Origin of the sequence: Arthrobacter sp. LAR12-1-1.1 (assembly GCF_040676555.1) — a bacterium.
Lineage (GTDB): Bacteria > Actinomycetota > Actinomycetes > Actinomycetales > Micrococcaceae > Arthrobacter.
The window spans coordinates 1-360 of the sequence record NZ_JBEGIG010000051.1; the positions used below are offsets into that span (position 1 = coordinate 1).

Consider the following 360-nt stretch of genomic DNA (forward strand, 5'->3'; position numbering starts at 1 on the left):
CGAGGTCGTCGCGGGCCACGCCCGTCACGGTGGCGTAGCGCAGCTGCATTGCCTGGACCGAGCGGGCCACCTTGGTGGGCTCGAACATGTCCACGGGCGAGGGCTTGCCGGTGTCGATCTGGCAGAAGTCGCAGCGCCGGGTGCATTCGGAGCCGCCGATCAGGAAGGTCGCTTCCTTGTCTTCCCAGCATTCGAAGATGTTCGGGCAGCCGGCCTCTTCACACACGGTGTGGAGGCCTTCCTTCTTGACGAGGTTCTTGAGCTGGACGAACTCCGGGCCCATCTGGACCTTGGCCTTGATCCATTCCGGCTTCCGTTCCACCGGTGTGGCCGCGTTTCGCTGCTCAATGCGCAGCATCT

1 pseudogene is annotated in these 360 nt (G+C 64.2%); it reads right to left on the reverse strand.

The window, feature by feature from the left end:
- Positions 1-358 (reverse strand): annotated as a pseudogene (locus MRBLAR12_RS23825) (lipoyl synthase); the annotation flags it as partial.
- Positions 359-360: the final 2 nt, after the last annotated feature.